The following is a 22,199-nucleotide window of genomic DNA, read 5'->3' on the forward strand; positions in this document are numbered from 1 at the left end:
ACGGCCGGGGCAACCCGGCCGTTTTTTTTGTGGGTGGGCCGAGGCTGGCCATGAGCAGGCACTACCGCTTTGCTGGTGGAGCCTGTATGCTTCGGCTGTTGCGCCCACTACCGCGCACCGCTGCAGCCCGACACGGCCTGCCGGCGTAGAAACGCATCCAACGGTCGGGTTTCCCGGCCGTTTTGCTTTTTAAGGGGGCAGCGGTACAGTCGGCAACCTTGAGGAAGCAAAAAGAATGGAAATGACGATCACCGAAAAACCGGCGCGGACGCTGCCGGTACAGGATGCGCGGATCTACCCGCGCGGTGGGCTGGATGTGTTGTCGCGCGCCGAAGTGGCGCGCCTGCGCGACGCCTCTGGCGGCGGCATGCACGAGCTGCTGCGGCGCTGCGCGCTGGCCGTGCTGACCAGTGGCAGTGCCTCGGACGATCCGCGCGCCGCGCGCGATCTGTACCCGGATTTCGATATCCAGGTCGCCCAGCAGGACCGTGGCGTCCGCATCGACCTGGTCAATGCGCCGGCGATGGCCTTCGTGGATGGCGAGATCATCCGCGGCGTGGCCGAGCTGCTGTTCGCGGTCGTGCGCGACCTGGCCTACATGGCCATCGAGATGGGCCCGGCCTACGCGGCCGAGCTGGAGTCGTCCGAGGGCATCACCAACGCGGTGTTCGGGCTGCTGCGCAATGCGCGCATCCTCAACCCGGGCGACCCGAACCTGGTGGTGTGCTGGGGCGGCCATTCGATCGGTCGCGACGAATACCTGTACACCAAGCAGGTCGGCTATGAGCTGGGCCTGCGCGGGCTGGACATCTGCACCGGCTGCGGCCCGGGTGCGATGAAGGGGCCGATGAAGGGCGCCACCATCGCCCACGCCAAGCAGCGCAAGCACACCACGCGCTACATCGGCCTGACCGAGCCGGGCATCATCGCGGCCGAGTCGCCGAACCCGATCGTGAACCACCTGGTGATCATGCCGGACATCGAGAAGCGTCTCGAAGCGTTCGTGCGCATCGGCCACGGCATCATCGTGTTCGCCGGCGGCGTGGGCACCGCCGAGGAGATCCTGTACCTGCTCGGCATCCTGCTGCGCGACGAGAACAAGGACCTGCCGTTCCCGCTGATCCTGACCGGCCCGACCGTGGCCGCGCCGTACTTCGAACAGATCGACCGCTTCATCCGCCTGACCCTGGGCGATGCCGCGGCCGAGCGCTACCAGATCATCATCGGCGACCCGGTGGCCGTGGCCCGCCAGATGTCGGCCGGCATCAAGCGCGTGCGCGAGCACCGCCTGGTGCAGAAGGACTCGTTCTTCTTCAACTGGTCCATCGAGATCCCGTGGGAATACCAGCAGCCGTTCGTGCCGACCCACGAGGCGATGGCCGCGCTGGACCTGCACCACGGGCGCCCGCCGCACGCGCTGGCGGCCGACCTGCGCCGGGCCTTCTCCGGGATCGTGGCCGGCAATGTGAAGGAAGACGGGATGCGCCGGATCGAGCAGTTCGGTCCGTTCGAGATCCACGGGGATGCGGACATGATGCAGGCGCTGGATGAACTGCTGCGTGCCTTCGTCGAACAGCGCCGCATGAAGATCTCCGGCGAATACCAGCCCTGCTACCGGGTGCTGGCCTGACCGGGCGGGGTGGGGTGGCCCGAGGGGCCGCCGCACCCCCTTCAGTCCAAGCGGTGTCAACGGTTTGACGCCCGTCGCCTCCGGGCGACCGTTCGTCCTGCTGTCGCTTGCCGCCGGGCGGCAGGGCGTCCATTGTCCATGTCATCACGCTGGGGAGCGTCCCATGTCTTCACGCCGGTCGAAAGGCTTCACGTTGGTCGAACTCATGATCACGCTTGTCGTGATGGGGGTCGTGGCCGCTATTGCCTTTCCAAGTTTCCAGAACCTGATCCGTTCCAGCCGTGCGGCCACCGCCCACAACGAGCTGATCGGGATGGTCAACCTCGCGCGCAATGATGCGATCCGCAACAACCAGGGCGGGGTGGTCTGCGGCAGCAGCAACGGCACCACCTGCAACGGTCAGTGGGGCGTCGGCATCATGACCTTCAGCGACACCAACGGCGACGGTGCGTTCAGTGCCGGTGAGCCCGTGCTGCGCTACACCGCGTTCAACAGCGCCCTGACCGTGACCGGCCCGGCGGCGCCCATTGCCTTCGACGCGCGAGGCCGCCGACGCGCGGGTGCCGACCAGGTCGTCACCCTGCGTCCGACCAAGTGCGGCAGCCAGCCGCTGCTGAGCACCATGACCGTCAATGCCTCCGGCCAGGTAACCACCGTCAAGGGAGCATGCCCGTGATCCGCAAGTCCTATCGTCCGCGCGGCCGCCAGCGCGGCTTCAGCCTGCTGGAAGTGCTGGTCGCCGTGGTGGTGCTGGCGTTCGGCCTGCTCGGCTTCGCGCTGCTGCAGACCATGAGCGTGCGCTACGTGCAGAGCGCGAACTACCGCACCCAGGCCACCAACCTGGCCTACGACCTCAGCGAGCAGATGCGCAGCAACCGCTTCCAGTCGGCGTGGTATGCCAACGCGAGCTTCGCGTCGGGCACCAAGACGGCGGCTGGCGTGTGTGCACGCCAGACCGGCACGGTCACCCTGGCGCAGAACATCACCCGCTGGCAGTGCCAGGTGGTCAAGGCGCTGGGCGACAACGCCTCGGCCACGGTCACGGTCGACAACGGCGTGGCCAACATCGCGATCAGCTGGGCCGACGAGCGATGGAGCAAGACCGCGCCGGACGCCGCCACCACCTTCGCCATCCAGACCCAGCTATGAAAGGGCCGCACATGTTCCGTACCCGCCAGGCTGGTCTGTCCCTGGTCGAGCTGATGATCGCGCTGGTGATCGGCTTGATCCTGATGCTGGGCATCACCCAGATCTTCATCGCCTCCCATTCCGCCTCGCGCCTTTCCGAAGGTGTTGCGCGCGCACAGGAAAATGGCCGCTTCGCGCTGGATTTCCTGGAGCGTGACATCCGCATGGCCGGGCACACCGGCTGCGTCAACGACCAGGCGCACTTCATCAAGGGCACCGGTGCGTTGAAGAACAACCTGACTGCCGCCACCGGCAGTGGCAGTCCGCTGGATTTCTCCGTGGCCATCCAGGGCTATGAAGCGGGCAACACCGGGCCGACCAACACCCTGGCGGTGGGCGGGGGCGCGATTCCGACCGGACTGCCGACGTCCATCAGCGGCTTGAACCCGGCGCCGGTTGCAGGCAGCGACATCCTGGTGCTGCGCTTCTTTGCCCCGGAAGGCGTGCCGGTGACCGCGATCAACGGCCAGGACCTGACGGTGGATGCGGCACGCTGGACGCGGCTGACCGAAGGTGGCGTGGCCAATCCGACGCTGTTTGGCATCGCCAACTGTGACTCGGCCGATATCTTTGCCGGCACCACCACCGCCGGCAAGATCACCGGGACGACGGTGGACTTCACCCGCTATGCGCCGCAGCCCGAACCGACGATGGTGTACCGCGCCGAGTCGATGGTCTATTACATCGGCAACGGCACCAATGGCCCGGGGCTGCGCCGCGCGCGCGCCAACTCGGCGGGTGCGTATGCGATCAACGAAGAGCTGGTGGAAGGCATCGAGAACCTCCAGCTGATGTACGGGCTCGATGCCACGACGGACATCGTCGCGGCGACTCCGCCTGCCGGCAACGTCACCGTGCAGAACATCGCATCCGGCGTCACCACCGCCGCCAATGCCACCGGTGCCGGGCAGTGGCGCCGCGTCGGCATGGTCCAGGTCGGGCTGGTGGCGCGCAGCGCCGATCGCATTGGAACCAATGCCAACTCCAAGCCGACCGATACGCCGGCCCAGCTGGGGGTGCTCGGCATGACCTATGACCAGGCTGCGGCGACCGATGGCCGGTACCGCACGGCCTATGAAGTGAGCGTTGCCCTGCGCAATCGTCTGTTCGGGAACTGACCATGAACCGTCCTTCGCATCCTCGTTTTCCCACCGCTGCGCGCCATCAGCGCGGTGCAGTGCTGTACGTCGCGCTGATCATGTTGCTGCTGCTCGCCCTGCTGGGCGTGGCAGGCATGCAGGTCGCCGGCATGCAGGAAAAGATGGCTTCCAACTATCGTGCCGCCAGCCGTTCGTTCCAGAACACGGAAGGCGTGGTGCGAAATGCCGAGCGCGCCGCGGAAGCGATCACCGACCGCACCGCGTTGCCCACCGGCAGCCTGGTCAGCGCAACGTCCATCACCACCAACTGTGAGGATGGCTTCGATCCGGTTGCCTGGGGGCGTTCGCAGGCCAGCTCGGCCGTGCCTGCCGTCAACGTGCGCCGCATCGACAAGTGCGGCGGTCCCGGCGGCAACGCGCTTGACGAAGGCTTGCCCAACGATGACGCCGCGGCGTCCTACCAGATCACCGCGTATTCCGCCGACGACCCGGCAAACCCGACGTCGTCGTCGGTCATCGATACCATTTTCAAGCTCTGAGGACGCGGCCATGGCTTCGCGCAAATTCAAATGGACCGCCGCCGGATCGGCGGTAGCGGTGATCGGACTCGGTCTGGTCGGCTACAACCTGATCGCGGCACAGGGGCAGGGCACGCTGGCCCAGGAACCCCTGGCCACCAAGGTCAACTCCACCCCCGCCTTCATCATGGCGGTGGATGACTCGGGCTCGATGAACTTCCAGACCCAGTTCCCCGGCATGGACGGCGAGGGGTGCTGGAACACCACGCGGCAGAGCTTCTTCGACGCCAATGGCCAGCTGTATACCGCCGGCAACTGCGACTATTTCTTCGTGCTGCCGGGACCGCGCATCAACAGCTACTACGGCGTCCCGCCGCTTGATTCGCTGGGCTTCGCGCGGTCGTCGGCGTACAACCCGACTTACTACGATCCTACGGTGAAGTACGACCCCTGGATGCAGTCGGGCACCCAGGAGATGGCGCAGAGCGACCCGACCAAGGCGCGGATCGACCCGAAGCCCACGGGCGCGGCGACCACCGTCAACCTGGTCAGCGACTACTACAGCACGGCCGCCGACGACAGCTTCCGCATGCAGAACGGCATGGTGGTCCAGGCCAATACGACCATCCGCAACAATGCCAACGGCAACACCACCACCTTCAATACCCAGGGCACCTGGAACGGCGGCATCATCACCGCGTCGATCCAGTACCGGCCGGCGACCTTCTACGTTCCGTACACCAACGATGGTGATGCCTATCCGCAGCTGATGGGCACGACCGGCGTCTACGACAATGTTGCGCGCCTCAAGGTGGCCAATGCCTGCGGCACGGGCTGCACGATGTGGAAGTACACCATCTCGAATGCCGGCAACAATTCCGCCGCCGCGAACAACTTCGCCAACTGGTTCACTTACTACGGCAACCGCAATCGCGCCATGATCGCCGGTATGACCCGCTCGATGGCGCCGGTCACCGAGCTGCGCGTGGGCTACTTCCGGATCAACCAGAACACCAGCTACGACAGCGGCACCGCGACCAACAAGCGGCTGACCATGCGTGACATGGGTACCCCGGCCGACAAGGCCGCGCTGTACACCGACATGCTTGCACTGACGGCGAGCGGCGGCACGCCCAACCGGCAGGCAGTGAACGCGGCGGCACTGCAGTTCACCCGCACCGATTCCCCGGGCGCGCCGATCGCGGACTCCTGCCAGAAGAATGCCGTCATGCTGTTCACCGACGGATTCAGCAACGGTGGCGGCCCGTCGGTGGGCAATACGGACCAGGGCATGGGTGCGCCGTTCAGCGACGGCAACTCCGATACGATGGCCGACATCGTCTCCCGCTTCTACGTCAACAACGGCGGCAATCCGCCGCTGCGCCCCGACCTGCCGGCAGGCAAGGTTCCGGTGCCGGCCGCCTGCGATGCGGGTACCGACAAGACGCTGGACTGCCAGACCAACCTGCACATCAACTTCTACGGCGTCACCCTGGGCGCACGCGGCAACCTGTTCAACCCGGACCTGAAGCAGAATCCGTACACCGACGCAGCGATCTACGGAAACTGGCCGCCGCGCCAGGACGACCAGCGCAGCACGGTCGACGACATCTGGCACGCCGCGGTCAACACGCGCGGTGAGTACATCAATGCGCGCACCCCGGTGGACATCACCAATGCCATGAGCCGCGTGCTCTCGGCGGTGGGGTCGGTCGGTGCACCAGCGAGCGGTACGGGGGCCAGCGGCGCCCGGATCGGTGCCGGATCGCTTGCGGTCGCATCGCGGTACGACATCAAGAGCGAGGGCACGGACTGGGCGAGCACCTTGAGCGCCAACCGCCTCTCGGTCGACGCGACCACCCGCGCCGTGGTCGAGACCAAGTACTGGGAGGCCAGTGCCGAGATGCAGGCCGCGGCCTCTCGCCGCATCTTCTTCACCAAGGCAGGCACCACCCGCGAGTTCACGGCGGGCAACGTGACCCTGGACGACCTCTGCACCAAGCCGTCGCAGTACGCCGGCATGTCGCTGTGCACCGCGGCCGACCTGACGACGTTCACCGGTGCAAACGCAGCGACGGCCGTCAGCTATCTGCGCGGCGATGTCGGCCGTGAGAAGCGCAACGGTGGCACGATGCGTGACCGCACCACGCGGCTCGGCGACATCATCAACTCCACCCCGGTGGCTGCCTCGCCGATCGACGATTACGGCTACCGCCGCCTGGGCGGCACGCTGGCAAGCAGCTACGCGAGCTTCCTGACCAACAAGGCGGCCAACGGCACCTACATGGTCTACGTGGGCGCCAACGACGGCATGCTGCACGGCTTCAACGGCGGGCTGAACGCGGCCGGCGGCACCGTTGCCGGCGGCGGCACCGAAGCCTTCGCCTATATTCCCAGCACGGCGCTGGGGCACATGGGCAACATGCTGTACCCGTACGACCCGACCTCCAAGACCGGTCAGAAGTTCAAGCACAAGTACTACGTCGATGGCCAGATCACGGTGGGTGATACGAACTACGGCGGGGCGTGGCACACCACCCTGGTGGGTTCCTCCGGTGCCGGCGGCCGCAGCGTGTTCGGCCTGGACGTGACCGCGGGTACGGCCTTCACTGCCGCCAGCAAGCTGTGGGAAATCAGCGACCTGGACACCAATCTTCCGGCTGCCGTGCGCGCCAACATCGGGTTCGTGCTGGGCAAGCCGGTGATTGTCCCCGTGCTGAATTCGGCAGGCGTGGCCTCCTGGAAGGCGATCTTCGGCAACGGGTTCAACAGTGCCAGTGGCAAGGCCGTGCTCTTCGTCGTCGACATCGGCACCGGCGCCGCCACCATGATCGAAGCGGTCGAGACCGGCACGGGCGTGCCGTCCGGAAGCAATGGTCTGAGCAGCATCGTGGTCGTCGACCGCTGGGGCGGTACCGGCCAGAACGTGCGTACCCGCGACGGCTACTCCGATACGGTCTACGGCACCGACCAGAAGGGTGCGGTGTGGAAGTTCGACCTGCGCTCGTCCGGCAACATCGCCACGCCGCTGTTCACCACCCGTCCGTACACCGACGGCGGTCTTACCCTGCGCCAGCCCATCACCGGTGGCATCACCGCGGGTAACGGCAGCAACGGTGGCGTGATGCTGTACTTCGGCACGGGCAGCTTCGTCTTCACCGAAGATCCCAAGGACAGCTCGCTGCAGTCGCTGTATGGGGTGAACGACGTCACCGCGGGTCCGATTTCCACGACGCTGACGCGCAACAATCTCACCGGCTACTCCGCTGCCATCAGCAATACGCGGCGCATGCTGACCACAACGTCCGCACCGGCCAACGCGCGCGGCTGGTACATCGACCTGGCATACCGGGAGCGATTCGTGGGCACGCCGTCATTGTCCAACGGCATCGTGTACATGCCGACCTACGTGCCGCGTGACCAGGCAACGTCCGGTTCCACGGACTGCGCGGTGCCGGGTGACAACTGGCTGTTTGGCCTGCAACCGCTCACCGGCGCCGGTGCGTTGGGTCGTGCCACGCTGGGTTCGCCCACGGGCACCGCCTTTGACGTGGGCACGGCCGGCTTCAAGAGCTCGTCCAAGGATGGTTCGCCGATCACCAATGCCAATGCGTTCGCGCTGCCGAGGCCTACGCCGCCCGCGCTGGGGTCCGGTCCGGGCGCGCCTGCGGGTCCGCCGACCGTGCCGGAAAATGTGTGCGTCGGCCCGGTCAAGTTCGGTGCGGAAATTCTGTACGTTCCCTATGCCTGTGGTCGCCAATCGTGGAGACAGATCCAGTGAGCAAGCTTTCCTCCCTGAAGGGGCGCAACCCGCGCAAGGTCATGGGCTTCACCCTCATCGAACTGATGATCGTGGTGGCCGTGATCGCCGTCCTGGCGGCCATTGCCTATCCGTCCTATACCGCCCAGGTGCGCAAGTCCAAGCGCGCCGCGGCCAAGGCGGAGCTGGTGGAGTACGCGCAGCGCGCCGAACGCCAGCACACGCTCAACAACAGCTACATGAACTTCAAGTTCGTGGAAAACAACGCCACCAGCATTGCCTCGCCCCGCGATGGCAGCAAGGCGATGTACCAGGTCACCGTCTCGGCGCCCACGGCCAACACGTTCACGCTGACGGCGGTTCCGCAGGGCGACCAGGCCAAGGATCCCTGCGGCACCATCACGCTGAACCAGGCCGGGGTGAAGACCCCGGCCAACACCACGGCGTTGGATTGCTGGTAAGCCACCGCCGGATGTTGCAACGCCACGAATGAACGTCTAGAATTCGCGTCCCCGCCCGAATAGCTCAGCCGGTTAGAGCACTTGACTGTTAATCAGGGGGTCGTTGGTTCGAGTCCAACTTCGGGCGCCAGTTTCTGCAGAAGCCGCGAGCAATCGCGGCTTTTGTCGTTTTGGGCTACCAGCGGCATTCGGCGGGCTCGCGCAGCCGCGTTGAGCGGGTACGCCCCACATTGTTCACGATCACCTGGCTGTGCATCGCCTCGCCGGCGCAGATGTCCAGGGTGAGGGTGCTGCCGCTGCTGCGCCCGTCGGCCTGGAAGCGCAGCCGCGTGCGCCCCTGGCTGGACCGGGCGAGCAGTCGTTCGTCGCGGTAGCCCGGGCGGAAATGCAGGATGTCCTCCGGCGCCAGCGTGGGCGTGCCGGGCCCGTGGTCGCGATGGATGATCCAGCCGCGGCTCCACTCGCTGCCGCACTGGCGGCCGTCGTCGCTGGGGCAGACCCCGATCGGCTGGAATCGGGTGATCGCCGTGCTGCGGGCGCTGTTGAACACCGAAACCAGCTGCATGCGCAGCAGGTCCGCCCGCAGGCGGCCGACGGCGTCCATGAACGAGGGGTAGGCCAGGGCGCAGAGCAGAGCGACCATCGCCAGCACCACCACGAGTTCCAGGACGGTGAAGCCGCGCAGGGCGCGGCGGGCGGGGGCAGGGATCATGAGGGCAGGCATCATGGGGCAGCGCCGGTGGCGGAAAGCACCACCGTGCCGCGTGCCCGGGCGCGTTTTTATCGGGCAGCGGCGCTGCGTGCGGTAAGGCTCCCCCTCAGCCGGCCGTCACTCTTGCCCCCGGTATAATGGAAGGCCCAGTCAATGGCGGCACCATGAGCGATCGCTTCGAACTTGTATCTCCGTATTCCCCGGCGGGTGACCAGCCGGCGGCGATCGAGAAGCTGACGGCCAACTTCGAGGCCGGTGTCGCCAAGCAGACCCTGCTCGGCGTGACCGGCTCGGGCAAGACCTACACCATCGCCAATGTCATCCAGCGGGTGCAGAAGCCCACCCTGGTGATGGCGCCGAACAAGACGCTGGCCGCGCAGCTGTACGGTGAGTTCAAGGCGTTCTTCCCGCACAACGCGGTGGAGTACTTCGTCAGCTATTACGACTACTACCAGCCCGAAGCCTATGTGCCGTCGTCGGACACCTTCATCGAGAAGGACAGTTCGATCAACGAGCACATCGAGCAGATGCGCCTGGCGGCGACCAAGACCCTGCTGTCGCGGCCCGACGCCATCGTGGTGGCCACGGTCTCGGCGATCTACGGCCTGGGCGCGCCGGAAGACTACCTGTCGCTGCGCCTGATCCTGTCCACCGGCGAGCGCATCGACCAGCGCGACCTGATCAACCACCTCACCCAGCTGCAGTACACGCGCAATGAGTACGAGCTGCACCGCGGTACGTTCCGCGTGCGCGGCGAGGTGATCGACATCTTCCCGGCCGAATCGGACAGCGAGGCGGTGCGCATCGAACTGTTCGATGGCGAGGTCGAGCAGATCAGCATGTTCGATCCGCTCACCGGCGAGAGCCTGCGCCGCCTGCAGCGCTACACCGTTTACCCCAAGACCCACTACGCCACCACCCGTGAGCGCGTGCTGTCGGCGGTGGATACCATCAAGGCCGAGCTCAAGGTGCGGCTGGAACAGCTGTACGAGCAGAACAAGCTGGTGGAGGCGCAGCGCCTTGCGCAACGCACCCAGTTCGACCTGGAAATGATGGCCGAAGTGGGCTTCTGCAACGGCATCGAAAACTACTCGCGGCATCTCACCGGCAAGGCGCCGGGCGAGCCGCCGCCGACCCTGTTCGATTACCTGCCGCCGGATGCCCTCCTGGTGATCGACGAATCGCACGTGACCATTCCGCAGATCGGCGCGATGTTCAAGGGCGACCGCTCGCGCAAGGAGACCCTGGTGGAGTTCGGGTTCCGGTTGCCGTCGGCGCTGGACAACCGCCCGTTGCGGTTCGAGGAATGGGAGGCGCGTTGCCCGCGCAGCATCTACGTGTCGGCCACGCCGGGGCCGTACGAGCTGCGCGAAGCGGCCGACGAGATCACCGAGCTGGTGGTGCGCCCGACCGGCCTGATCGATCCGGTGGTGGAGATCCGCCCGGTCGGCACGCAGGTCGATGACCTGATGAGCGAGGTCAACGAGCGCATCAAGCTGGGTGATCGCGTGCTGGTCACCACCCTGACCAAGCGCATGGCCGAGAACCTCACCGAGTACCTCACCGAGCACGGCATCCGCGTGCGCTACCTGCACTCGGACATCGATACCGTCGAACGCGTGGAGATCATCCGCGACCTGCGCCTGGGCAAGTTCGACGTGCTGGTTGGCATCAACCTGTTGCGCGAAGGCCTGGACATGCCCGAGGTGTCGCTGGTGGCGATTCTCGATGCCGACAAGGAAGGCTTCCTGCGTTCGACCGGTTCGCTGATCCAGACCATCGGCCGCGCCGCACGCAACCTGCGCGGCAAGGCGATCCTGTATGCGGACAAGATGACGCGCTCGATGCAGGCCGCGATCGACGAGACCGACCGCCGCCGCGCCAAGCAGGTGGAATACAACACCGCGCATGGCATCGTGCCCAAGTCGGTGCTGCGTCCGATCACCGATGTGCTGGAAGGCGCGCGCTCGGATGCGGCCGAGAAAGAGGCGCGCGGCAAAGGCAAGGGCAAGGGCGGGCGGGTCGCGGAAGAGGCGGTGGATTACCGCACCCTCGAACCGGCCCAGATCGCCAAGCGGCTGCAGGCGCTGGAGCAGAAGATGTACCAGCACGCCCGCGATCTGGAATTCGAAGATGCGGCGCGCGTGCGCGACCAGATCCGCCAGCTGAAGGAGGCCAGCCTGGGCTGAACAACGCGTTGTGAAATACCTTCACAAAAGTGTTGCTCTTCACGCAGGGTGTCCGTAATATACGCGGCCTGCACCGACGCAATTGCAGCGGGGCAGCGAGACAAACGGGCGGTTAGCTCAGCGGTAGAGCACTACCTTGACATGGTAGGGGTCACAGGTTCGAACCCTGTACCGCCCACCACTCTCAAGCCAGATACCTCAAGGCTCGGAGTGGAAAGAGTAGATTCAAGGGTCACGCAAGGTGACCCCACAGTGACCCCAAGCAGGGCACGCAGTCTTGGAACATCCTTCCCCAGATCTTCAATAATCTCGTTCAGCGCTTGCCGAACTGGACCCATGTATGTCGGGTCGAACTTCGCGTAGGTGTCCGTCGTGCCGCCGGCATGGTGGCCAAGCAGCCCAGACACGTCCCAGGCCGGCACGCCGCGCTGACGCAGCCACGTGGCCAGGGTATGGCGCACCGTCTTCGGGACGAACCAGGCAGGCAGCAGGGCGCGTTTGCGGAGCTTCCGCCACGTGGTCTTGATCGACTTGATGTGGGCGCCGTGCCAGTGCACCAGGTGCGCCTCTGGCTTGGCCGTCTTCAGGTGCGCCGCCAGTGCCGGGAGCAGCGGCACCGTCGGGCGGTATTTCTTGGTCTGGCGGCGGCCGGCCGGGTTCAGGTGCACCAGCCCGGCCTCCGTGTCGATCTGGAAGCGCTGCAGGTCGCGCGCTGCATCACCGCGGCACGCCGTGCACAGGCGCACCAGGAAGTAAGCCCAGATGTGCTCGGGCATCTCCGCGTTGAGCAGGCGCACGATCTGGTCGCGGGTCGCATAGTGCGGGTAGGCCTCGCCGATGGGCGGCAGCTCCACGAACGGCACCTGCGTGATCTCGCCGCGCTTCCATGCCCGGTTCAGGGCGGACTTGCCCACACCCAGCATGCGTCGAACGTAGCCGTCTGAGTACTCGCGCTCCGCAAGCCACTTCATGAACTCTTCTTGGCGCGGGATGGTGACCTCCGCGACGGTGGCCCGAGGGCCGAAGAACTCATTCCAGAGGTCCACGCCCCGGCTGGCGCTATCGCTGCTGGCGAGGTCGGCTCCGTGCTGGTGCATGTAGCGGGTCAGCACGGTACTCAGCAGCACGTCGGATGGCGCCTGATCCTTCATGGCGGCGTTCTCAACGAACCACTGGGCCAGGGCTACCTTGGCTTCATCAAAATCTCTTGTGCCAAGCGAAGCGCGCTGCTTGCATCCAGCGGCGTCGCGCCACGCCCTCTGCCAGACGGTTGAGCCCTTGCGCTGCTCAATCCAGTAGTCGCCGAGGCGGAAGCGGGTTGACACGTTTGCTGCTCCAGATAGTTCATCAGGTGGGTTTCGGTGTACTTCGCTGCGCGGCCGATACGGGTGAAGCCGATCTGCCCGGCAGTCCGCCGGCGGCGCAGGGTCACCTCTGCGATGCCAAGGTACTCGGCTGCAGCCGCCTCAGTGAATAGCTCCGGCAGACGTTCAGCTGCTCCCATCACGCACCTCCTTTCGCCCACCAGCGTGGGCCATGATCTTCTCGGCCTCGGGGTAGCAGTCCATGTAGGCGCCGATCACTTCGGCCGCGACTTGCGGGACGATGGCATTGCCGTAGGCGCGCAGGCGTCCCACTCGGGCGGGAACCCCATGAGCCAGCAGACGAATGCTGGGTTCAAAGCGCCGGGCTTTCCCGTCGTGACCGATGAGCCAGTGGGCGCCAGCCCAAGCGTGGTTGCTGCCATCAGCGATAGCGCTGTTCCGCCCTGCGCATACGGTTTCGTGCGCATCCCCGTGTCGTCGGCTACCGGTGTATTCCAGAGGTGCAACAAGTGCGCCCGGATCGACACCAGCCCCGCCGAGTTGCCGGCCTCGTTGTTCACGTTCTTCGCCGGCGCCAGCGACGTAGGCGTGGCCCACAGTGCCGCTGCTGTCACCGCTGCCAGATCGGGGCCATGGTTCCGCGCCGCTTCCCTGATCGCACCCTCCGTCGATCTCACTCCCTTGTCTGCGAGCGAGGCGGTCGGCGTCGGCCACAGGCCCGCAATGCGGGGATCGTCCAGCGGCGCTGACACGCTCACCACCACTGTGGTCAGCGATTCCTGCGAGCCCTTCGTGTCCCCGCGTCGACGTTGGTAGCCCAGCCGCGCTTCGTGCGCCATCGGCGTGGGCCACAAACCAGAGTCGATCCCGGCGATGGGGCGCGTCGACGGAACAAGCCGGGACAACGGTCGCCCCGCAGGCGTAGCCGATTCCTTCCAGGTCAGCGAACACTCCGTCGATCCAGTCCTTGCCAACCGCCGCCGCAACCTGCTCTCCCATGAGGACAGCGGGCCGGCGGGCACGGGCGAGCCGGAAAAGGTGGGGCCACAGGTGCCGATCGTCAGCCTGGGCTTTTCCTTTACCCGCGACGGAGAACGGCTGGCACGGCGCGGAGCCGGTCCAGAGTTCTCGATCGTCGGGCCACCCAGCAAGTCGGGCTGCGAGGGACCAGCCGCCGATGCCGGCGAAGAAGTGGCATTGCCGGTATCCGGCGAGGTCGGAGGGTTGAACATCGGTAATGCTCCTAGTGTCTACGTCGCCGGCAGGGATCAGACCTTCGGCGATCAGGTTGCGCAGCCACTGCGCGGCGTAGGGGTCAAACTCGTTGTAGTAATTCACCCGGTCTCCCCCAGCTTCGTCCGCAGGTCGCGCGCGCCAGGCTCGCACTCCGTATTGCTGAATTCCCCATGGATAGTTTTGGCTACTAGGCAGTACGCCTCATGGGCCTCTTCCTTTGTGTCGAAATATCCAATGTGGATTGGCTTCTTTCCTTTCATGATTTTCGATTTCCAGCGGCCGTTCCGCTTGTCCCAGGATGCTCCGCGAAGTCCAGAACCTCCACGCCTCGATGGAGCGGCTGACTGATTCTGGCTGTTGTTCGCAAGACGCAGGTTGCAGGGCCGGTTATCCGTCTTCACACCATTGATGTGGTCGATCTGCATGTCATCTGGAGGCCATTCCCCTGTGTGTATCGCCCACACCACTCTATGAGCCGACAGCCTTACCCCCAAGACCTCTGCCCTGATATACCCCCGGGTTTCATAGCCACAAACGGCACCCGACCGCGCGCCCCTGGGCACATCTTTGATCCAGCGGAGAATCCCAGTGTCTGAATCAACTCTCAGGAACTCTTTCAGAGTCGCAATCGGCAACTTGTTCACCCCACCCCCTGCGCTGAGGACTGGCTGTCGATCAGGGCCAGAAGGCCCTCCGCATCGGCCACATGCTTCTGGAAAATCTCTCTGACGACTGCATTTGACGCCCTTCGCATCGCCCCTCGGCTGTCGCAAAGCCAGCACTCAACGGCCTCCCGGAACTGCCCCAGGTCCACGGCCTGCGCGGGCTGCTGGGCGGGCGCGGCGACGCGGAACAACGGGACGGACTTCTTTGGGTGGCGGCCCTTGAACAGAACGCACTGCGCCTGCCCCGGTCGGTTTCGCTCGATGTAATCCGCATCGTATTCGCCGAGATAGCAGAACGGCTCCGCCTCACCCGCCGGCTGGCAGGCGGCTTTCTTGCCAGCCATGTAGGCCGTTCGCATGAGGTCACGGCGCAGTGCGGTTCCCGGCCCAGTCAACGAACCTTCTTTGAACAGGTCCGGGTACTGGGACTCGAAATCCTTCTGCCACTTCTCGTATCCGATATCAACGATAGCCATCACTTCACCTCCGGCTGGCGGGCGGCGATGACGGCTTCCGCGATCTGCTCCCACGTACCAGTAACACCGTAGGCATCCGCAACCCGGGCGAGCGGGCTGTGCCATTTTTCACCCATGGGCTGAATGGTTGTAAGGTGCTTCACCACCGATTCCATCGCGATGCGCATGTAAGCGTCGGGGCACGACTGGCGGTCAAGGTCTGTGCGAACCATTTCGGCGATGCTCCACGGGTCCATCTGGCTCAACTTAGCCCCCTGCACCTCCCCAACCTGCTGCGTGCCGGTTGCGGCGAGGGCGGGTGGATTCTCGATCAGGACGTTCCGGACAGCGCCCAGCAGGTCGAATTCGCGAAGGGCGATGCGCAGCCGGTCAGCAAACTCACCCGGCGACTCTACGAACGGCCACTGCGCCCGCGAATCACCCACCGCCGAGGGCTGCATGTGCGGCTGCTGCTCGGGTATACGGTCAGCCGCGCGCCTAAGTGTTTCAGCCTGCTTTTGTTCGTCCAGCATGTCCGCCACGTCACGAAGATGAAATTCAGGGGACGCCGCAAGGCTTCGCGCATTCTTGCAGTTGGCGAAGTCGCCATCACGGCAACGGCCGCAACGTTGGCACGCATCAGTGATCTTGGCGTTCATGCCTGCTCTCCCATGGCCTTTTGAAATCGAACCCATGCCTTATGCGTTCCGATTGCGCAATCAATTTCTTCATCAAGTGATTGGCCTGCAAACATCAAAAGCGAGTCATATGGAATAAGTGCGTCACTACGGTCGGCATCTCGGATGAACGCATACCGCTCCGCATCCTTACTCTTCGCAGCCAGCTCGGCGCGGAGCGAATTGTTCTCGGTAACGATAAGGGTTGCGTGTTCGATAGCTCCTTCTCTGTACCGTGAAAAATGCTCATTAACCTCGCCAAGCTCAGCGCGGAGGCGGGCCACTTCAGCCTCATAATGTGAGTGGCGAACAAAGTCACCTTCCGAATCTGAAATCATCGAAAGATCGTCCCAATCCCATCGCTGAATCCCCATCACACACCTTCCTGTTTAGCGTTCAGCCGCGCCTTCTCCAGGCTCGACCATGTAAGTGGAAACGGCCCGCGCTTGGCCCGGTCGTAGGCGGCCGCCATGGACACGCCGACACGCTTTGCGATCTGCGCAGTGCTGACCAGCTTCCCCTCGACGACGTGGGCGTAAAGGGCGGCACGGGCGTGGCCGGCGCGCATGTTCGACCTGCCGACGAACTTGTAGGGGCCAACCTTGATGTCACGGCTCACGCGGCCACCTGCATCGCAGCCAGACGCTCCAGGCGCTCGGCCTCGGAGGTCAGGTGGTCGTAGCGCTCCTGGGCGGTGAAGAAGCCCTGGTCGCCTGCGGTGAGCGCGAACTGCGCGGCCTCGCGGTGCTTGGCAGCCAGTACCGCCGGGTCGTGGTCGAAGATGTCGAGCTGGTTTTGCATGCTGGACTCCGTGAATGAGGTTGCCGGAATTTGGGGAGCCCGGCCGGCGCGGGTGGCGCTGCCCGTGGGGAGCGGGCAGCTGGGGAGCTAGTTGAGTGGGCGCGAACTATCGGGGAGGTGTTCGCGTGCGAATGCCAGGTAGTCGAGTGCCAACTGCATGCAGTCGTCGTGCAGGCCGGGATACCGTGTGACTTCGAGCAACTGCGGGGCGGAGACGCGGTACTCCTGCTCGCTGGTTTCCTTCAGCTCAAACACATTCCAGCGGAAGACGTCGGCTCCGAACAGGTCCAGGTAGAAACGCCACTGGTAGCCGGCCAGATACCGCTCGGCGTCGAACCGGCTGGTCGTCTTGTGGTCGTCCACCCGCTTGCCGTCCAAGCAATCCACCTTGCCGGTCACCGTCAGGCCGCCGTACTGGCCATACGCCCGCACCTCGCGGATCGTCGGCAGCACCAGCTCGCAATCGGGCAGATGGAATTTATGGCCCAGCGCCTCCAGTACCTCGTAGTCGCCCGGGACCGAGTTCTCCAGCGCGTCATGGAACGCCGTGCCGGCCACCATGGCCTTGGTCGGCTTGTCCACGGTGATGTAACGCACCAGGTCCTCTACCGACTGGTCCTCAGCGTCCCGCCACTTCCGGAACGCCTCGATGCTGGAGACGCGGGCCAGCATGCTCAGGCCGCCTTCTGCGCTGCGTACTCGCCGGCCTTCTTGTCGAAAGCCAGGCCGAGCGCGGTTGCGCGGTCGTTGAGCAGAACCTGCACGGCCTTGCTGTTGGCCTTGGCGCTCTCGATCAGATCGTTAATGCCCTGAGCGTCCTCCACGTCGGCCAAGGTTTCGCGCCACTTCTCCAGCACAGCCTGGGCTTCGCGCTGCGCCTCGGTCATGGCGTTCAGCCGGTCCTTGATCTGCTGGATAACGGTGGCGAGAAACACCGGATCGCGCTCCGGATGCGGAACCTCCAGCGGCTCCAGCTGGCCCGGGTTCTTGCCGAATGCCGCGTCGGTCGGGCTGAAATTCAGCATCCGGCGACCGTCACGGATCGACAGCCGGCCCATGGCATCGGCAGCCTTGTAGATCTCGCCCTTGCTGCCACCCTGGACGTCCAGGCGCTCGATGATCTCGTCACCGCTGCGCTGCTCGTCCATGTGGGCGATCAGCACCACGTCCTTTCCGAGCGTGTTCAGGTGCTTCAGCCACGCCACGAACTCGGACTTGAGCTGGCCGAAGCCCTGCAGGGTCAGCGAGCCGCCACGCCCCATTTTCGGATTGCGGCGGATGATGTCCGGAGTCAGCGTGTCCAGCGCCCGGCCAGCGGTATCCACCACCACAGTGTTGAAGTCGGCCAAGTCATCGGCAGTGATGTTTGCCACGTCCTCCCAGCGCTCGACCTGCACGGTGTCCTTGCGGTTGGCCGAGCGGTGTGCACCACGGTCGAAATCCAGCAGCAGCGGCTTGTCGGCGGTGAATGAGATGGACGTCTTGCCCAAACCGGGCGCGGCGTAGATGCAGACGTTCAGGCGACTGACCGTGATCGGGTCGGTGGAGCGGATGATGCGAAGTGCCATGGTTAGAACTCCCGTTGGCAGTTGTGAGGGTCAGTGGATATCGGTGTTCGGCGGGTTGATCCGGATCACCTGCGCCTCGCGGCGCATCTCGCGGCGTCGTGCCAGGTGGCGGGTGAAGGAGGGCCACGCGCGGCGGGTTTCGACCACGGCGCGGTAGGCGAAGAAGGCGATGCCGGCCATGGCGATCAGCACGAAGCTGGCGGCGTCGGTGCGGACCGCGCGAATCAGCAGGGCCACGAACAGGCCGACAGCCAGCGCGCAGAAGAACGGGGCGATCAGGTGGCGCATGTGTCGTCTCCTTGCACGCAGACGCCGTGCACTGCTTCGTCGGCGTCTACCGGGTCGAGGTACATGTCGCGCGGATAGATTCGTTCGGCCTTGACCTGCTTGCCGTCGAAGGTGACCCGCGTGACGTTGAGTGAAGCCAGCGGATCGGGCTTCGGGATAGCGCGCAGCTCCTGGGCAAAGAGGCGGTCCAACTCGCTGCCGGGCGTCACGACACGAACCCCTGAATCAGCAGGGAGACGACCGCGCCGAAGGCCATGCACAGCAGCGCTCCAACGACGGCCAGCGCGGTATCGATCAGCGCCTCGCGGTAGGGGTTGACGGTCATGCTGCGGCTCCTTTGACGCGGGCGAGGGCGGCGCGGCGGCGAGTTACCGCTTCCCCCAGGCGGATGCAATTGCCTGACAGCCGCGCGGCGTCGTATTCCTCGTCTGCCCCGATCAGCTCGGCGACTGCGGCGCGGGCGGAAATCAAATCGGCAGCATGGGCGTTCACTGGCTGGCCCTCGATCCAGAGACTGCGCGCAGCAGCCTCGATCACCGCCAGCACATCAACCGAGCCGCTCACGCTGCACCCGGCGCGGTGGCCGACTGGTAGGGGTAGGGGACAACCTGGTGGGCCTGAACGCGGAGCGAGCCGGGGCCGCAGGGGTGCGCATGCCGGGCCAACATCAGCTGCGTCACCCGGCAGTAGCCGAGCTGTTCGGCGCGCTGCTCCACAAGCTGTTGGAAGCGCAAGAGCTGGAAGCGGGTCATGCTGCGTTCTCCTTGTAGGCGGCGGCCACCTTCGCGGCGGCGCGCGCATCTGCTGCTGCCTGCCGCGCGTTGAGAGCGGCCTGGTGGCGGGCGATGTCCTGCTTGATCGACGACACCTGTTCTTTGGCCGGAGTATCGAACTCGACCATCTCGATGGTCAGCCCGGTGTGGGCGTAGGTTTCGGTGATGACCTTCATGCCGCCTCCTCGTACTCGCCCTGGTTGTAGGCGCGCATCTCCGCGTCCACCCGGTCCGACATGCTGGAAATCAGGTCGGCCAGCTCGCGGAAATACGGAGCCAGATGGGAAGGGATGGCCTGCCCGGACAGATGGCTCATCACGTGCCGAGCGCCGCTGAGCGTTGCTACCAGCTGTGCCGTATCGGCCTCCGACTCCAGCTCCGCCGCGACGTGGTCACACGCGAACTGGTACGCGTCTTCGCTGAGCTCGGGCTCGGAATCGTTACGGGCGATGTGGTGGTCGGCGCGCATGGCTCAGGCCTCCACGACGATTTCGTAGCGGGCTATGGCTGCCTCATGGGCGGCGCGCTCACTCAGGGTCGGCCAACGGGCCTCCATGACACGCTGGGCGGCCTGCTCGCGGGTCAGGCCAAGGCCGAAGCAATCGCGGCCCTCGGCGACGATTCCTTCGTTTCGTGCGATGGCCTGGAAGCGGATCGAGGCCAGATCGTTGGTTGCCAGTTCCATCTCGTCTCCTGCCCCTGGCCTCGGTTGAGGGTGTCGTGGGGCGATGGAGCTAGTAAAGCATCGGTTACTTAAGAGAGTCAACAAAAAGTTACTCAACAGCCAGAGTAAATTATGAATGACTTATTTTTTGTTCAGGAATCGGAGGTCGAGGAGCGCAGCTCGGCGTTGATGTCAGCCAGCCGGTCATCGAGCATATGGCGCAGCAACTGCAATTCCATCTTCACTTCTTCGGCGGCTCGGACCGCCTTCCGTGCCGCAAGGCGCGCAGCCCATGCTTCCAGCGTCACGCCGATTAGCAGGGCAATCGTGATCCAGTGATAGGCGGTCATGGGCTCATCCGTAGCGGGAGCGAAGAAGTCCAGCGTCCTCGAACGATACGCCGTCCAGCATGCACTCCTGGGCGCGCTCAAGGTCCTTGTGCAGCTGGATCAGGTCGTCATCGGGGAGCTGCTCAATGCCAACCAGGCCGAAGCAGGCATGGTCGATGATCTGTTGCATCGACATGCCCCAGCGGCGGCGGATGTGCCGAATCATCCGGCAATGGGATTCCCTGTGCAGGTAATCCATCCGGGCAGGTTCGACAGGGACGATCGATAGTGAGGGGATCAGGGCCGCCGCCCCGCGCAATTCCTGAGTTCTAGCCGCCAGCCGCTGCGCGAGCTCTTCGAACCTGGTGTTCATCGTCATCCTTAATCCCCCTCATACGCTTTGCCAGAATCTTGGTTAGGTCGAGGACGTTATCCGGTGCCACAGGCTTGCCGAACTCTTCCGCGACCATGTACGCGGTTTCCAAAAGAACAGGGTCGTGGATCCACTCGGGTGGATCGCCGACCAGTTCCAGGTAGTGCCTGAGCACGTTCACCGCGGAGGCGATCATCTCGAAGTCGGGTCGCGCAGATTGAGACGACCGGCCGCCGGCCTCTTTGGGCAGCGCACCAGAGGTGATCCACTCCATGCGCACGTTGCAGTGCTTGGCCCATGCCTCGATGAACTTCGGGTTCGGGGTTTTGTTCGACCCATTCTCCAGCCGGCCCACGTATTGCTTCGTGGTGCCAGCTATCGCTGCGAATTCAGGCTGGTTCAACCCAGCGTCCAGGCGCAGCTCTCTGAGGCGGTCTCCGATCATGTAAACAATTATTTCCGGGAGCCGGTAACTTACGGTTGACTGTGTGCAGTAACCTATGATTGACTGTCGCCTATGAACCCGACCATCGCGCACGCAAAGCAGGTTCTCGGCATCAGCACCAACGCCGAGTTCGCCCGATTCCTCGGGCTTCCCCGGCAGTCGATGACTGGCCGGGAGGATGGGGACGAGCTGCCCGACGCCTGGTGCTGGCGAGCTGCTAAGAAGCGCCCCGATCTCTTCAAGCCCATCGCAACCGCTGTCCGCCGCAAGAAGGCCGCCTGAAATGGCCTCGTCTTCCCTGACCTGAATTTCCAACTGGCTGCTCTCTGTTTCGGTGAGCGGCCATTTTCGTGACCGACCAGGGGAACGCAGGGGAACACGAATACCCCCGCATTCCCACCGAAGAGATAAGTGCATGAAAAGCCTGACGATTACCTACGAAGACGGCCTCACCCGCAACCGCACCCTGCGGGAGCACATCGCCAGCAAGGTTTACAGCGGCGCAGGCGTCACAGCAGTGGCGGGGCGCCTGGACATGGCCCCGTCGAAGCTGAGCGAGAAGCTGGTCGGCGCCGACAGTGGCGGTAAGCCGCGTGGCCTGTCCATCGACGACCTGGAGAAGTACATCGCCGAGACGCGCGATGTCTCCCCGATCCACTACCTGATGGAGCGCTACCTGATCACGCCCGAGGCCGCGACGGCGGAGGCCATGGCCGAGCTGCAGAAAAACCTCGAAGCACTCAGCGGGACGCTCAACAAGCTGGGGATCCGCTGGCCGTGAGCCAAGTTATCCACACAACGGTGCACGGCTCCGCTCTTGGAATCGCGGCATCGTTCGTCCTGAGATTCATTGAGGCATACGCCATGACCAGGAACGAAACCATCGAGCGCATAGAGCGTTGCGTCCGAATCGCCGAGTCAAGCCCGCCGCTGAGCGATTCGGAGCGGGCCGAGCATCTGTCCCGATGCGCGCGCGAGCAGGCCAGGGCGGAAGCCCGGCGCATCTCCTCGCCGCAGCTTGATCTGAGAGAGGTCGCCTGAC

33 protein-coding genes and 2 tRNA genes are annotated in these 22,199 nt (G+C 64.8%); 13 read left to right on the top strand and 22 right to left on the bottom strand.

The window, feature by feature from the left end; all coding sequences use genetic code 11:
* Positions 1-241: 241 nt before the first annotated feature.
* The 8 genes from ppnN to ACREPD_RS05365 all read left to right on the top strand — a co-directional run bounded on the left by ppnN (position 242) and on the right by ACREPD_RS05365 (position 8,787).
* The gene (gene ppnN / locus ACREPD_RS05330) at positions 242-1,630 is read left to right on the top strand and encodes a nucleotide 5'-monophosphate nucleosidase PpnN (RefSeq protein ID WP_421570137.1); all 1,389 of its coding nucleotides are present in this window, start codon (positions 242-244) and stop codon (positions 1,628-1,630) included.
* A gap of 163 nt (positions 1,631-1,793) precedes the next feature.
* Positions 1,794-2,306 carry a GspH/FimT family pseudopilin gene (locus ACREPD_RS05335; RefSeq protein ID WP_431598344.1) on the top strand — a complete coding sequence of 171 codons (513 nt, stop codon included), beginning with the start codon at positions 1,794-1,796 and terminating at the stop codon, positions 2,304-2,306.
* A complete protein-coding gene (gene pilV, locus ACREPD_RS05340; RefSeq protein WP_431598426.1) occupies positions 2,306-2,779 on the top strand; it encodes a type IV pilus modification protein PilV in 474 nt (157 codons plus the stop codon). The genes ACREPD_RS05335 and pilV overlap by 1 nt, the downstream gene beginning before the upstream one ends.
* Positions 2,780-2,790: 11 nt before the next feature.
* Positions 2,791-3,936 (top strand): PilW family protein, encoded by a 1,146-nt coding sequence (locus tag ACREPD_RS05345; RefSeq protein ID WP_431598345.1) that lies wholly within the window; start codon positions 2,791-2,793, stop codon positions 3,934-3,936.
* Positions 3,937-3,938: 2 nt separating this feature from the next.
* A complete protein-coding gene (locus ACREPD_RS05350; protein WP_431598346.1) occupies positions 3,939-4,457 on the top strand; it encodes a pilus assembly PilX family protein in 519 nt (172 codons plus the stop codon).
* Between the two features lie 10 nt (positions 4,458-4,467).
* Positions 4,468-8,217: a pilus assembly protein gene (locus ACREPD_RS05355; protein WP_431598347.1), complete on the top strand. Its 3,750-nt coding sequence runs from the start codon at positions 4,468-4,470 to the stop codon at positions 8,215-8,217.
* Positions 8,218-8,258: 41 nt separating this feature from the next.
* The gene (locus tag ACREPD_RS05360; RefSeq protein ID WP_431598427.1) at positions 8,259-8,657 is read left to right on the top strand and encodes a type IV pilin protein; all 399 of its coding nucleotides are present in this window, start codon (positions 8,259-8,261) and stop codon (positions 8,655-8,657) included.
* Positions 8,658-8,710: 53 nt separating this feature from the next.
* Positions 8,711-8,787 (top strand) — tRNA-Asn (locus ACREPD_RS05365).
* A gap of 45 nt (positions 8,788-8,832) precedes the next feature.
* On the opposite strand, the gene ACREPD_RS05370 is transcribed toward ACREPD_RS05365, so the two are convergent.
* Entirely contained in the window at positions 8,833-9,369 is a 537-nt protein-coding gene (locus ACREPD_RS05370) for a GspH/FimT family pseudopilin (RefSeq protein ID WP_431598348.1), read from the bottom strand.
* Between the two features lie 164 nt (positions 9,370-9,533).
* Between ACREPD_RS05370 and uvrB the strand changes: the two genes are divergently transcribed.
* Both uvrB and ACREPD_RS05380 read left to right on the top strand, forming a co-directional pair.
* Positions 9,534-11,558 (top strand): excinuclease ABC subunit UvrB, encoded by a 2,025-nt coding sequence (gene uvrB / locus ACREPD_RS05375; RefSeq protein ID WP_431598349.1) that lies wholly within the window; start codon positions 9,534-9,536, stop codon positions 11,556-11,558.
* A 106-nt stretch (positions 11,559-11,664) separates the two neighbouring features.
* Positions 11,665-11,739 (top strand) — tRNA-Val (locus ACREPD_RS05380).
* Here the strand turns inward: ACREPD_RS05380 and ACREPD_RS05385 are convergent.
* From ACREPD_RS05385 to ACREPD_RS05485, 21 genes are all read right to left on the bottom strand, one after another.
* Positions 11,690-12,709, bottom strand: a complete 1,020-nt coding sequence (locus tag ACREPD_RS05385; RefSeq protein ID WP_431598428.1) for a tyrosine-type recombinase/integrase — start codon at positions 12,707-12,709, stop codon at positions 11,690-11,692. The two genes, ACREPD_RS05380 and ACREPD_RS05385, sit on opposite strands and share 50 nt — an antisense overlap.
* A 32-nt stretch (positions 12,710-12,741) precedes the next feature.
* Complete coding sequence (locus tag ACREPD_RS05390) at positions 12,742-13,062, bottom strand: helix-turn-helix domain-containing protein (RefSeq protein WP_431598350.1); 321 nt, start codon at positions 13,060-13,062, stop codon at positions 12,742-12,744.
* Positions 13,049-14,221, bottom strand: coding sequence for a DNA cytosine methyltransferase (locus ACREPD_RS05395; RefSeq protein WP_431598351.1), 1,173 nt, complete (start codon positions 14,219-14,221; stop codon positions 13,049-13,051). The genes ACREPD_RS05390 and ACREPD_RS05395 overlap by 14 nt, the downstream gene beginning before the upstream one ends.
* Positions 14,218-14,763, bottom strand: a complete 546-nt coding sequence (locus tag ACREPD_RS05400; protein ID WP_431598352.1) for an HNH endonuclease — start codon at positions 14,761-14,763, stop codon at positions 14,218-14,220. Before ACREPD_RS05400 ends, ACREPD_RS05395 begins: the two co-directional genes overlap by 4 nt.
* A complete protein-coding gene (locus tag ACREPD_RS05405; protein WP_431598353.1) occupies positions 14,760-15,260 on the bottom strand; it encodes a hypothetical protein in 501 nt (166 codons plus the stop codon). Before ACREPD_RS05405 ends, ACREPD_RS05400 begins: the two co-directional genes overlap by 4 nt.
* Positions 15,260-15,898: a hypothetical protein gene (locus ACREPD_RS05410; protein ID WP_431598354.1), complete on the bottom strand. Its 639-nt coding sequence runs from the start codon at positions 15,896-15,898 to the stop codon at positions 15,260-15,262. The genes ACREPD_RS05405 and ACREPD_RS05410 overlap by 1 nt, the downstream gene beginning before the upstream one ends.
* The gene (locus ACREPD_RS05415; RefSeq protein WP_431598355.1) at positions 15,895-16,293 is read right to left on the bottom strand and encodes a hypothetical protein; all 399 of its coding nucleotides are present in this window, start codon (positions 16,291-16,293) and stop codon (positions 15,895-15,897) included. Before ACREPD_RS05415 ends, ACREPD_RS05410 begins: the two co-directional genes overlap by 4 nt.
* Positions 16,290-16,535 (bottom strand): hypothetical protein, encoded by a 246-nt coding sequence (locus ACREPD_RS05420; RefSeq protein ID WP_431598356.1) that lies wholly within the window; start codon positions 16,533-16,535, stop codon positions 16,290-16,292. Before ACREPD_RS05420 ends, ACREPD_RS05415 begins: the two co-directional genes overlap by 4 nt.
* The gene (locus ACREPD_RS05425) at positions 16,532-16,717 is read right to left on the bottom strand and encodes a hypothetical protein (protein ID WP_431598357.1); all 186 of its coding nucleotides are present in this window, start codon (positions 16,715-16,717) and stop codon (positions 16,532-16,534) included. Before ACREPD_RS05425 ends, ACREPD_RS05420 begins: the two co-directional genes overlap by 4 nt.
* Before the next feature lie 87 nt (positions 16,718-16,804).
* Positions 16,805-17,389 carry a hypothetical protein gene (locus ACREPD_RS05430; protein WP_431598358.1) on the bottom strand — a complete coding sequence of 195 codons (585 nt, stop codon included), beginning with the start codon at positions 17,387-17,389 and terminating at the stop codon, positions 16,805-16,807.
* 2 nt (positions 17,390-17,391) lie between these two features.
* Positions 17,392-18,285, bottom strand: coding sequence for an ATP-binding protein (locus ACREPD_RS05435; RefSeq protein WP_431598359.1), 894 nt, complete (start codon positions 18,283-18,285; stop codon positions 17,392-17,394).
* Between the two features lie 30 nt (positions 18,286-18,315).
* The gene (locus ACREPD_RS05440; protein WP_431598360.1) at positions 18,316-18,573 is read right to left on the bottom strand and encodes a hypothetical protein; all 258 of its coding nucleotides are present in this window, start codon (positions 18,571-18,573) and stop codon (positions 18,316-18,318) included.
* Complete coding sequence (locus tag ACREPD_RS05445; RefSeq protein ID WP_431598361.1) at positions 18,561-18,782, bottom strand: hypothetical protein; 222 nt, start codon at positions 18,780-18,782, stop codon at positions 18,561-18,563. The genes ACREPD_RS05440 and ACREPD_RS05445 overlap by 13 nt, the downstream gene beginning before the upstream one ends.
* A gap of 112 nt (positions 18,783-18,894) precedes the next feature.
* Positions 18,895-19,137 carry a hypothetical protein gene (locus ACREPD_RS05450; RefSeq protein WP_431598362.1) on the bottom strand — a complete coding sequence of 81 codons (243 nt, stop codon included), beginning with the start codon at positions 19,135-19,137 and terminating at the stop codon, positions 18,895-18,897.
* Positions 19,134-19,325 (bottom strand): hypothetical protein, encoded by a 192-nt coding sequence (locus ACREPD_RS05455; RefSeq protein ID WP_431598363.1) that lies wholly within the window; start codon positions 19,323-19,325, stop codon positions 19,134-19,136. Before ACREPD_RS05455 ends, ACREPD_RS05450 begins: the two co-directional genes overlap by 4 nt.
* Positions 19,322-19,522 carry a hypothetical protein gene (locus ACREPD_RS05460; protein ID WP_431598364.1) on the bottom strand — a complete coding sequence of 67 codons (201 nt, stop codon included), beginning with the start codon at positions 19,520-19,522 and terminating at the stop codon, positions 19,322-19,324. The genes ACREPD_RS05455 and ACREPD_RS05460 overlap by 4 nt, the downstream gene beginning before the upstream one ends.
* Positions 19,519-19,815 (bottom strand): hypothetical protein, encoded by a 297-nt coding sequence (locus tag ACREPD_RS05465; protein WP_431598365.1) that lies wholly within the window; start codon positions 19,813-19,815, stop codon positions 19,519-19,521. Before ACREPD_RS05465 ends, ACREPD_RS05460 begins: the two co-directional genes overlap by 4 nt.
* Positions 19,816-19,818: 3 nt before the next feature.
* Entirely contained in the window at positions 19,819-20,031 is a 213-nt protein-coding gene (locus ACREPD_RS05470; RefSeq protein WP_431598366.1) for a hypothetical protein, read from the bottom strand.
* 131 nt (positions 20,032-20,162) lie between these two features.
* Positions 20,163-20,360 carry a hypothetical protein gene (locus ACREPD_RS05475; RefSeq protein WP_431598367.1) on the bottom strand — a complete coding sequence of 66 codons (198 nt, stop codon included), beginning with the start codon at positions 20,358-20,360 and terminating at the stop codon, positions 20,163-20,165.
* Between the two features lie 4 nt (positions 20,361-20,364).
* Positions 20,365-20,718 (bottom strand): hypothetical protein, encoded by a 354-nt coding sequence (locus tag ACREPD_RS05480; protein ID WP_431598368.1) that lies wholly within the window; start codon positions 20,716-20,718, stop codon positions 20,365-20,367.
* Positions 20,669-21,157 (bottom strand): helix-turn-helix domain-containing protein, encoded by a 489-nt coding sequence (locus tag ACREPD_RS05485; protein WP_431598369.1) that lies wholly within the window; start codon positions 21,155-21,157, stop codon positions 20,669-20,671. The genes ACREPD_RS05480 and ACREPD_RS05485 overlap by 50 nt, the downstream gene beginning before the upstream one ends.
* Before the next feature lie 72 nt (positions 21,158-21,229).
* On the opposite strand from ACREPD_RS05485, the gene ACREPD_RS05490 reads away from it, so the two are divergent.
* The 3 genes from ACREPD_RS05490 to ACREPD_RS05500 all read left to right on the top strand — a co-directional run bounded on the left by ACREPD_RS05490 (position 21,230) and on the right by ACREPD_RS05500 (position 22,198).
* Positions 21,230-21,439, top strand: a complete 210-nt coding sequence (locus tag ACREPD_RS05490; protein ID WP_431598370.1) for a hypothetical protein — start codon at positions 21,230-21,232, stop codon at positions 21,437-21,439.
* Between the two features lie 133 nt (positions 21,440-21,572).
* Positions 21,573-21,938 (top strand): hypothetical protein, encoded by a 366-nt coding sequence (locus ACREPD_RS05495; RefSeq protein ID WP_431598371.1) that lies wholly within the window; start codon positions 21,573-21,575, stop codon positions 21,936-21,938.
* An 83-nt stretch (positions 21,939-22,021) separates the two neighbouring features.
* The gene (locus ACREPD_RS05500) at positions 22,022-22,198 is read left to right on the top strand and encodes a hypothetical protein (protein WP_431598372.1); all 177 of its coding nucleotides are present in this window, start codon (positions 22,022-22,024) and stop codon (positions 22,196-22,198) included.
* Position 22,199 lies beyond the last annotated feature (1 nt).

Origin of the sequence: Stenotrophomonas sp. (genome assembly GCF_050737075.1) — a bacterium.
Lineage (GTDB): Bacteria > Pseudomonadota > Gammaproteobacteria > Xanthomonadales > Xanthomonadaceae > Stenotrophomonas.

Bases quoted from the DNA above. Each gene is read 5' to 3' on its own strand.
- ppnN (WP_421570137.1), top strand. From the start codon at position 242: ATGACGATCACCGAAAAACCGGCGCGGACGCTGCCGGTACAGGATGCG.
- ACREPD_RS05335 (WP_431598344.1), top strand. From the start codon at position 1,794: ATGTCTTCACGCCGGTCGAAAGGCTTCACGTTGGTCGAACTCATGATC.
- ACREPD_RS05345 (WP_431598345.1), top strand. From the start codon at position 2,791: ATGTTCCGTACCCGCCAGGCTGGTCTGTCCCTGGTCGAGCTGATGATC.
- ACREPD_RS05350 (WP_431598346.1), top strand. From the start codon at position 3,939: ATGAACCGTCCTTCGCATCCTCGTTTTCCCACCGCTGCGCGCCATCAG.
- ACREPD_RS05355 (WP_431598347.1), top strand. From the start codon at position 4,468: ATGGCTTCGCGCAAATTCAAATGGACCGCCGCCGGATCGGCGGTAGCG.
- ACREPD_RS05360 (WP_431598427.1), top strand. From the start codon at position 8,259: ATGGGCTTCACCCTCATCGAACTGATGATCGTGGTGGCCGTGATCGCC.
- ACREPD_RS05370 (WP_431598348.1), bottom strand. From the start codon at position 9,369: ATGATCCCTGCCCCCGCCCGCCGCGCCCTGCGCGGCTTCACCGTCCTG.
- uvrB (WP_431598349.1), top strand. From the start codon at position 9,534: ATGAGCGATCGCTTCGAACTTGTATCTCCGTATTCCCCGGCGGGTGAC.
- ACREPD_RS05385 (WP_431598428.1), bottom strand. From the start codon at position 12,709: ATGAAGGATCAGGCGCCATCCGACGTGCTGCTGAGTACCGTGCTGACC.
- ACREPD_RS05390 (WP_431598350.1), bottom strand. From the start codon at position 13,062: ATGGGAGCAGCTGAACGTCTGCCGGAGCTATTCACTGAGGCGGCTGCA.
- ACREPD_RS05405 (WP_431598353.1), bottom strand. From the start codon at position 15,260: ATGGCTATCGTTGATATCGGATACGAGAAGTGGCAGAAGGATTTCGAG.
- ACREPD_RS05410 (WP_431598354.1), bottom strand. From the start codon at position 15,898: ATGAACGCCAAGATCACTGATGCGTGCCAACGTTGCGGCCGTTGCCGT.
- ACREPD_RS05425 (WP_431598357.1), bottom strand. From the start codon at position 16,717: ATGCAAAACCAGCTCGACATCTTCGACCACGACCCGGCGGTACTGGCT.
- ACREPD_RS05430 (WP_431598358.1), bottom strand. From the start codon at position 17,389: ATGCTGGCCCGCGTCTCCAGCATCGAGGCGTTCCGGAAGTGGCGGGAC.
- ACREPD_RS05435 (WP_431598359.1), bottom strand. From the start codon at position 18,285: ATGGCACTTCGCATCATCCGCTCCACCGACCCGATCACGGTCAGTCGC.
- ACREPD_RS05440 (WP_431598360.1), bottom strand. From the start codon at position 18,573: ATGCGCCACCTGATCGCCCCGTTCTTCTGCGCGCTGGCTGTCGGCCTG.
- ACREPD_RS05455 (WP_431598363.1), bottom strand. From the start codon at position 19,325: ATGACCCGCTTCCAGCTCTTGCGCTTCCAACAGCTTGTGGAGCAGCGC.
- ACREPD_RS05460 (WP_431598364.1), bottom strand. From the start codon at position 19,522: ATGAAGGTCATCACCGAAACCTACGCCCACACCGGGCTGACCATCGAG.
- ACREPD_RS05465 (WP_431598365.1), bottom strand. From the start codon at position 19,815: ATGCGCGCCGACCACCACATCGCCCGTAACGATTCCGAGCCCGAGCTC.
- ACREPD_RS05470 (WP_431598366.1), bottom strand. From the start codon at position 20,031: ATGGAACTGGCAACCAACGATCTGGCCTCGATCCGCTTCCAGGCCATC.
- ACREPD_RS05475 (WP_431598367.1), bottom strand. From the start codon at position 20,360: ATGACCGCCTATCACTGGATCACGATTGCCCTGCTAATCGGCGTGACG.
- ACREPD_RS05480 (WP_431598368.1), bottom strand. From the start codon at position 20,718: ATGACGATGAACACCAGGTTCGAAGAGCTCGCGCAGCGGCTGGCGGCT.
- ACREPD_RS05485 (WP_431598369.1), bottom strand. From the start codon at position 21,157: ATGATCGGAGACCGCCTCAGAGAGCTGCGCCTGGACGCTGGGTTGAAC.
- ACREPD_RS05490 (WP_431598370.1), top strand. From the start codon at position 21,230: ATGAACCCGACCATCGCGCACGCAAAGCAGGTTCTCGGCATCAGCACC.
- ACREPD_RS05495 (WP_431598371.1), top strand. From the start codon at position 21,573: ATGAAAAGCCTGACGATTACCTACGAAGACGGCCTCACCCGCAACCGC.
- ACREPD_RS05500 (WP_431598372.1), top strand. From the start codon at position 22,022: ATGACCAGGAACGAAACCATCGAGCGCATAGAGCGTTGCGTCCGAATC.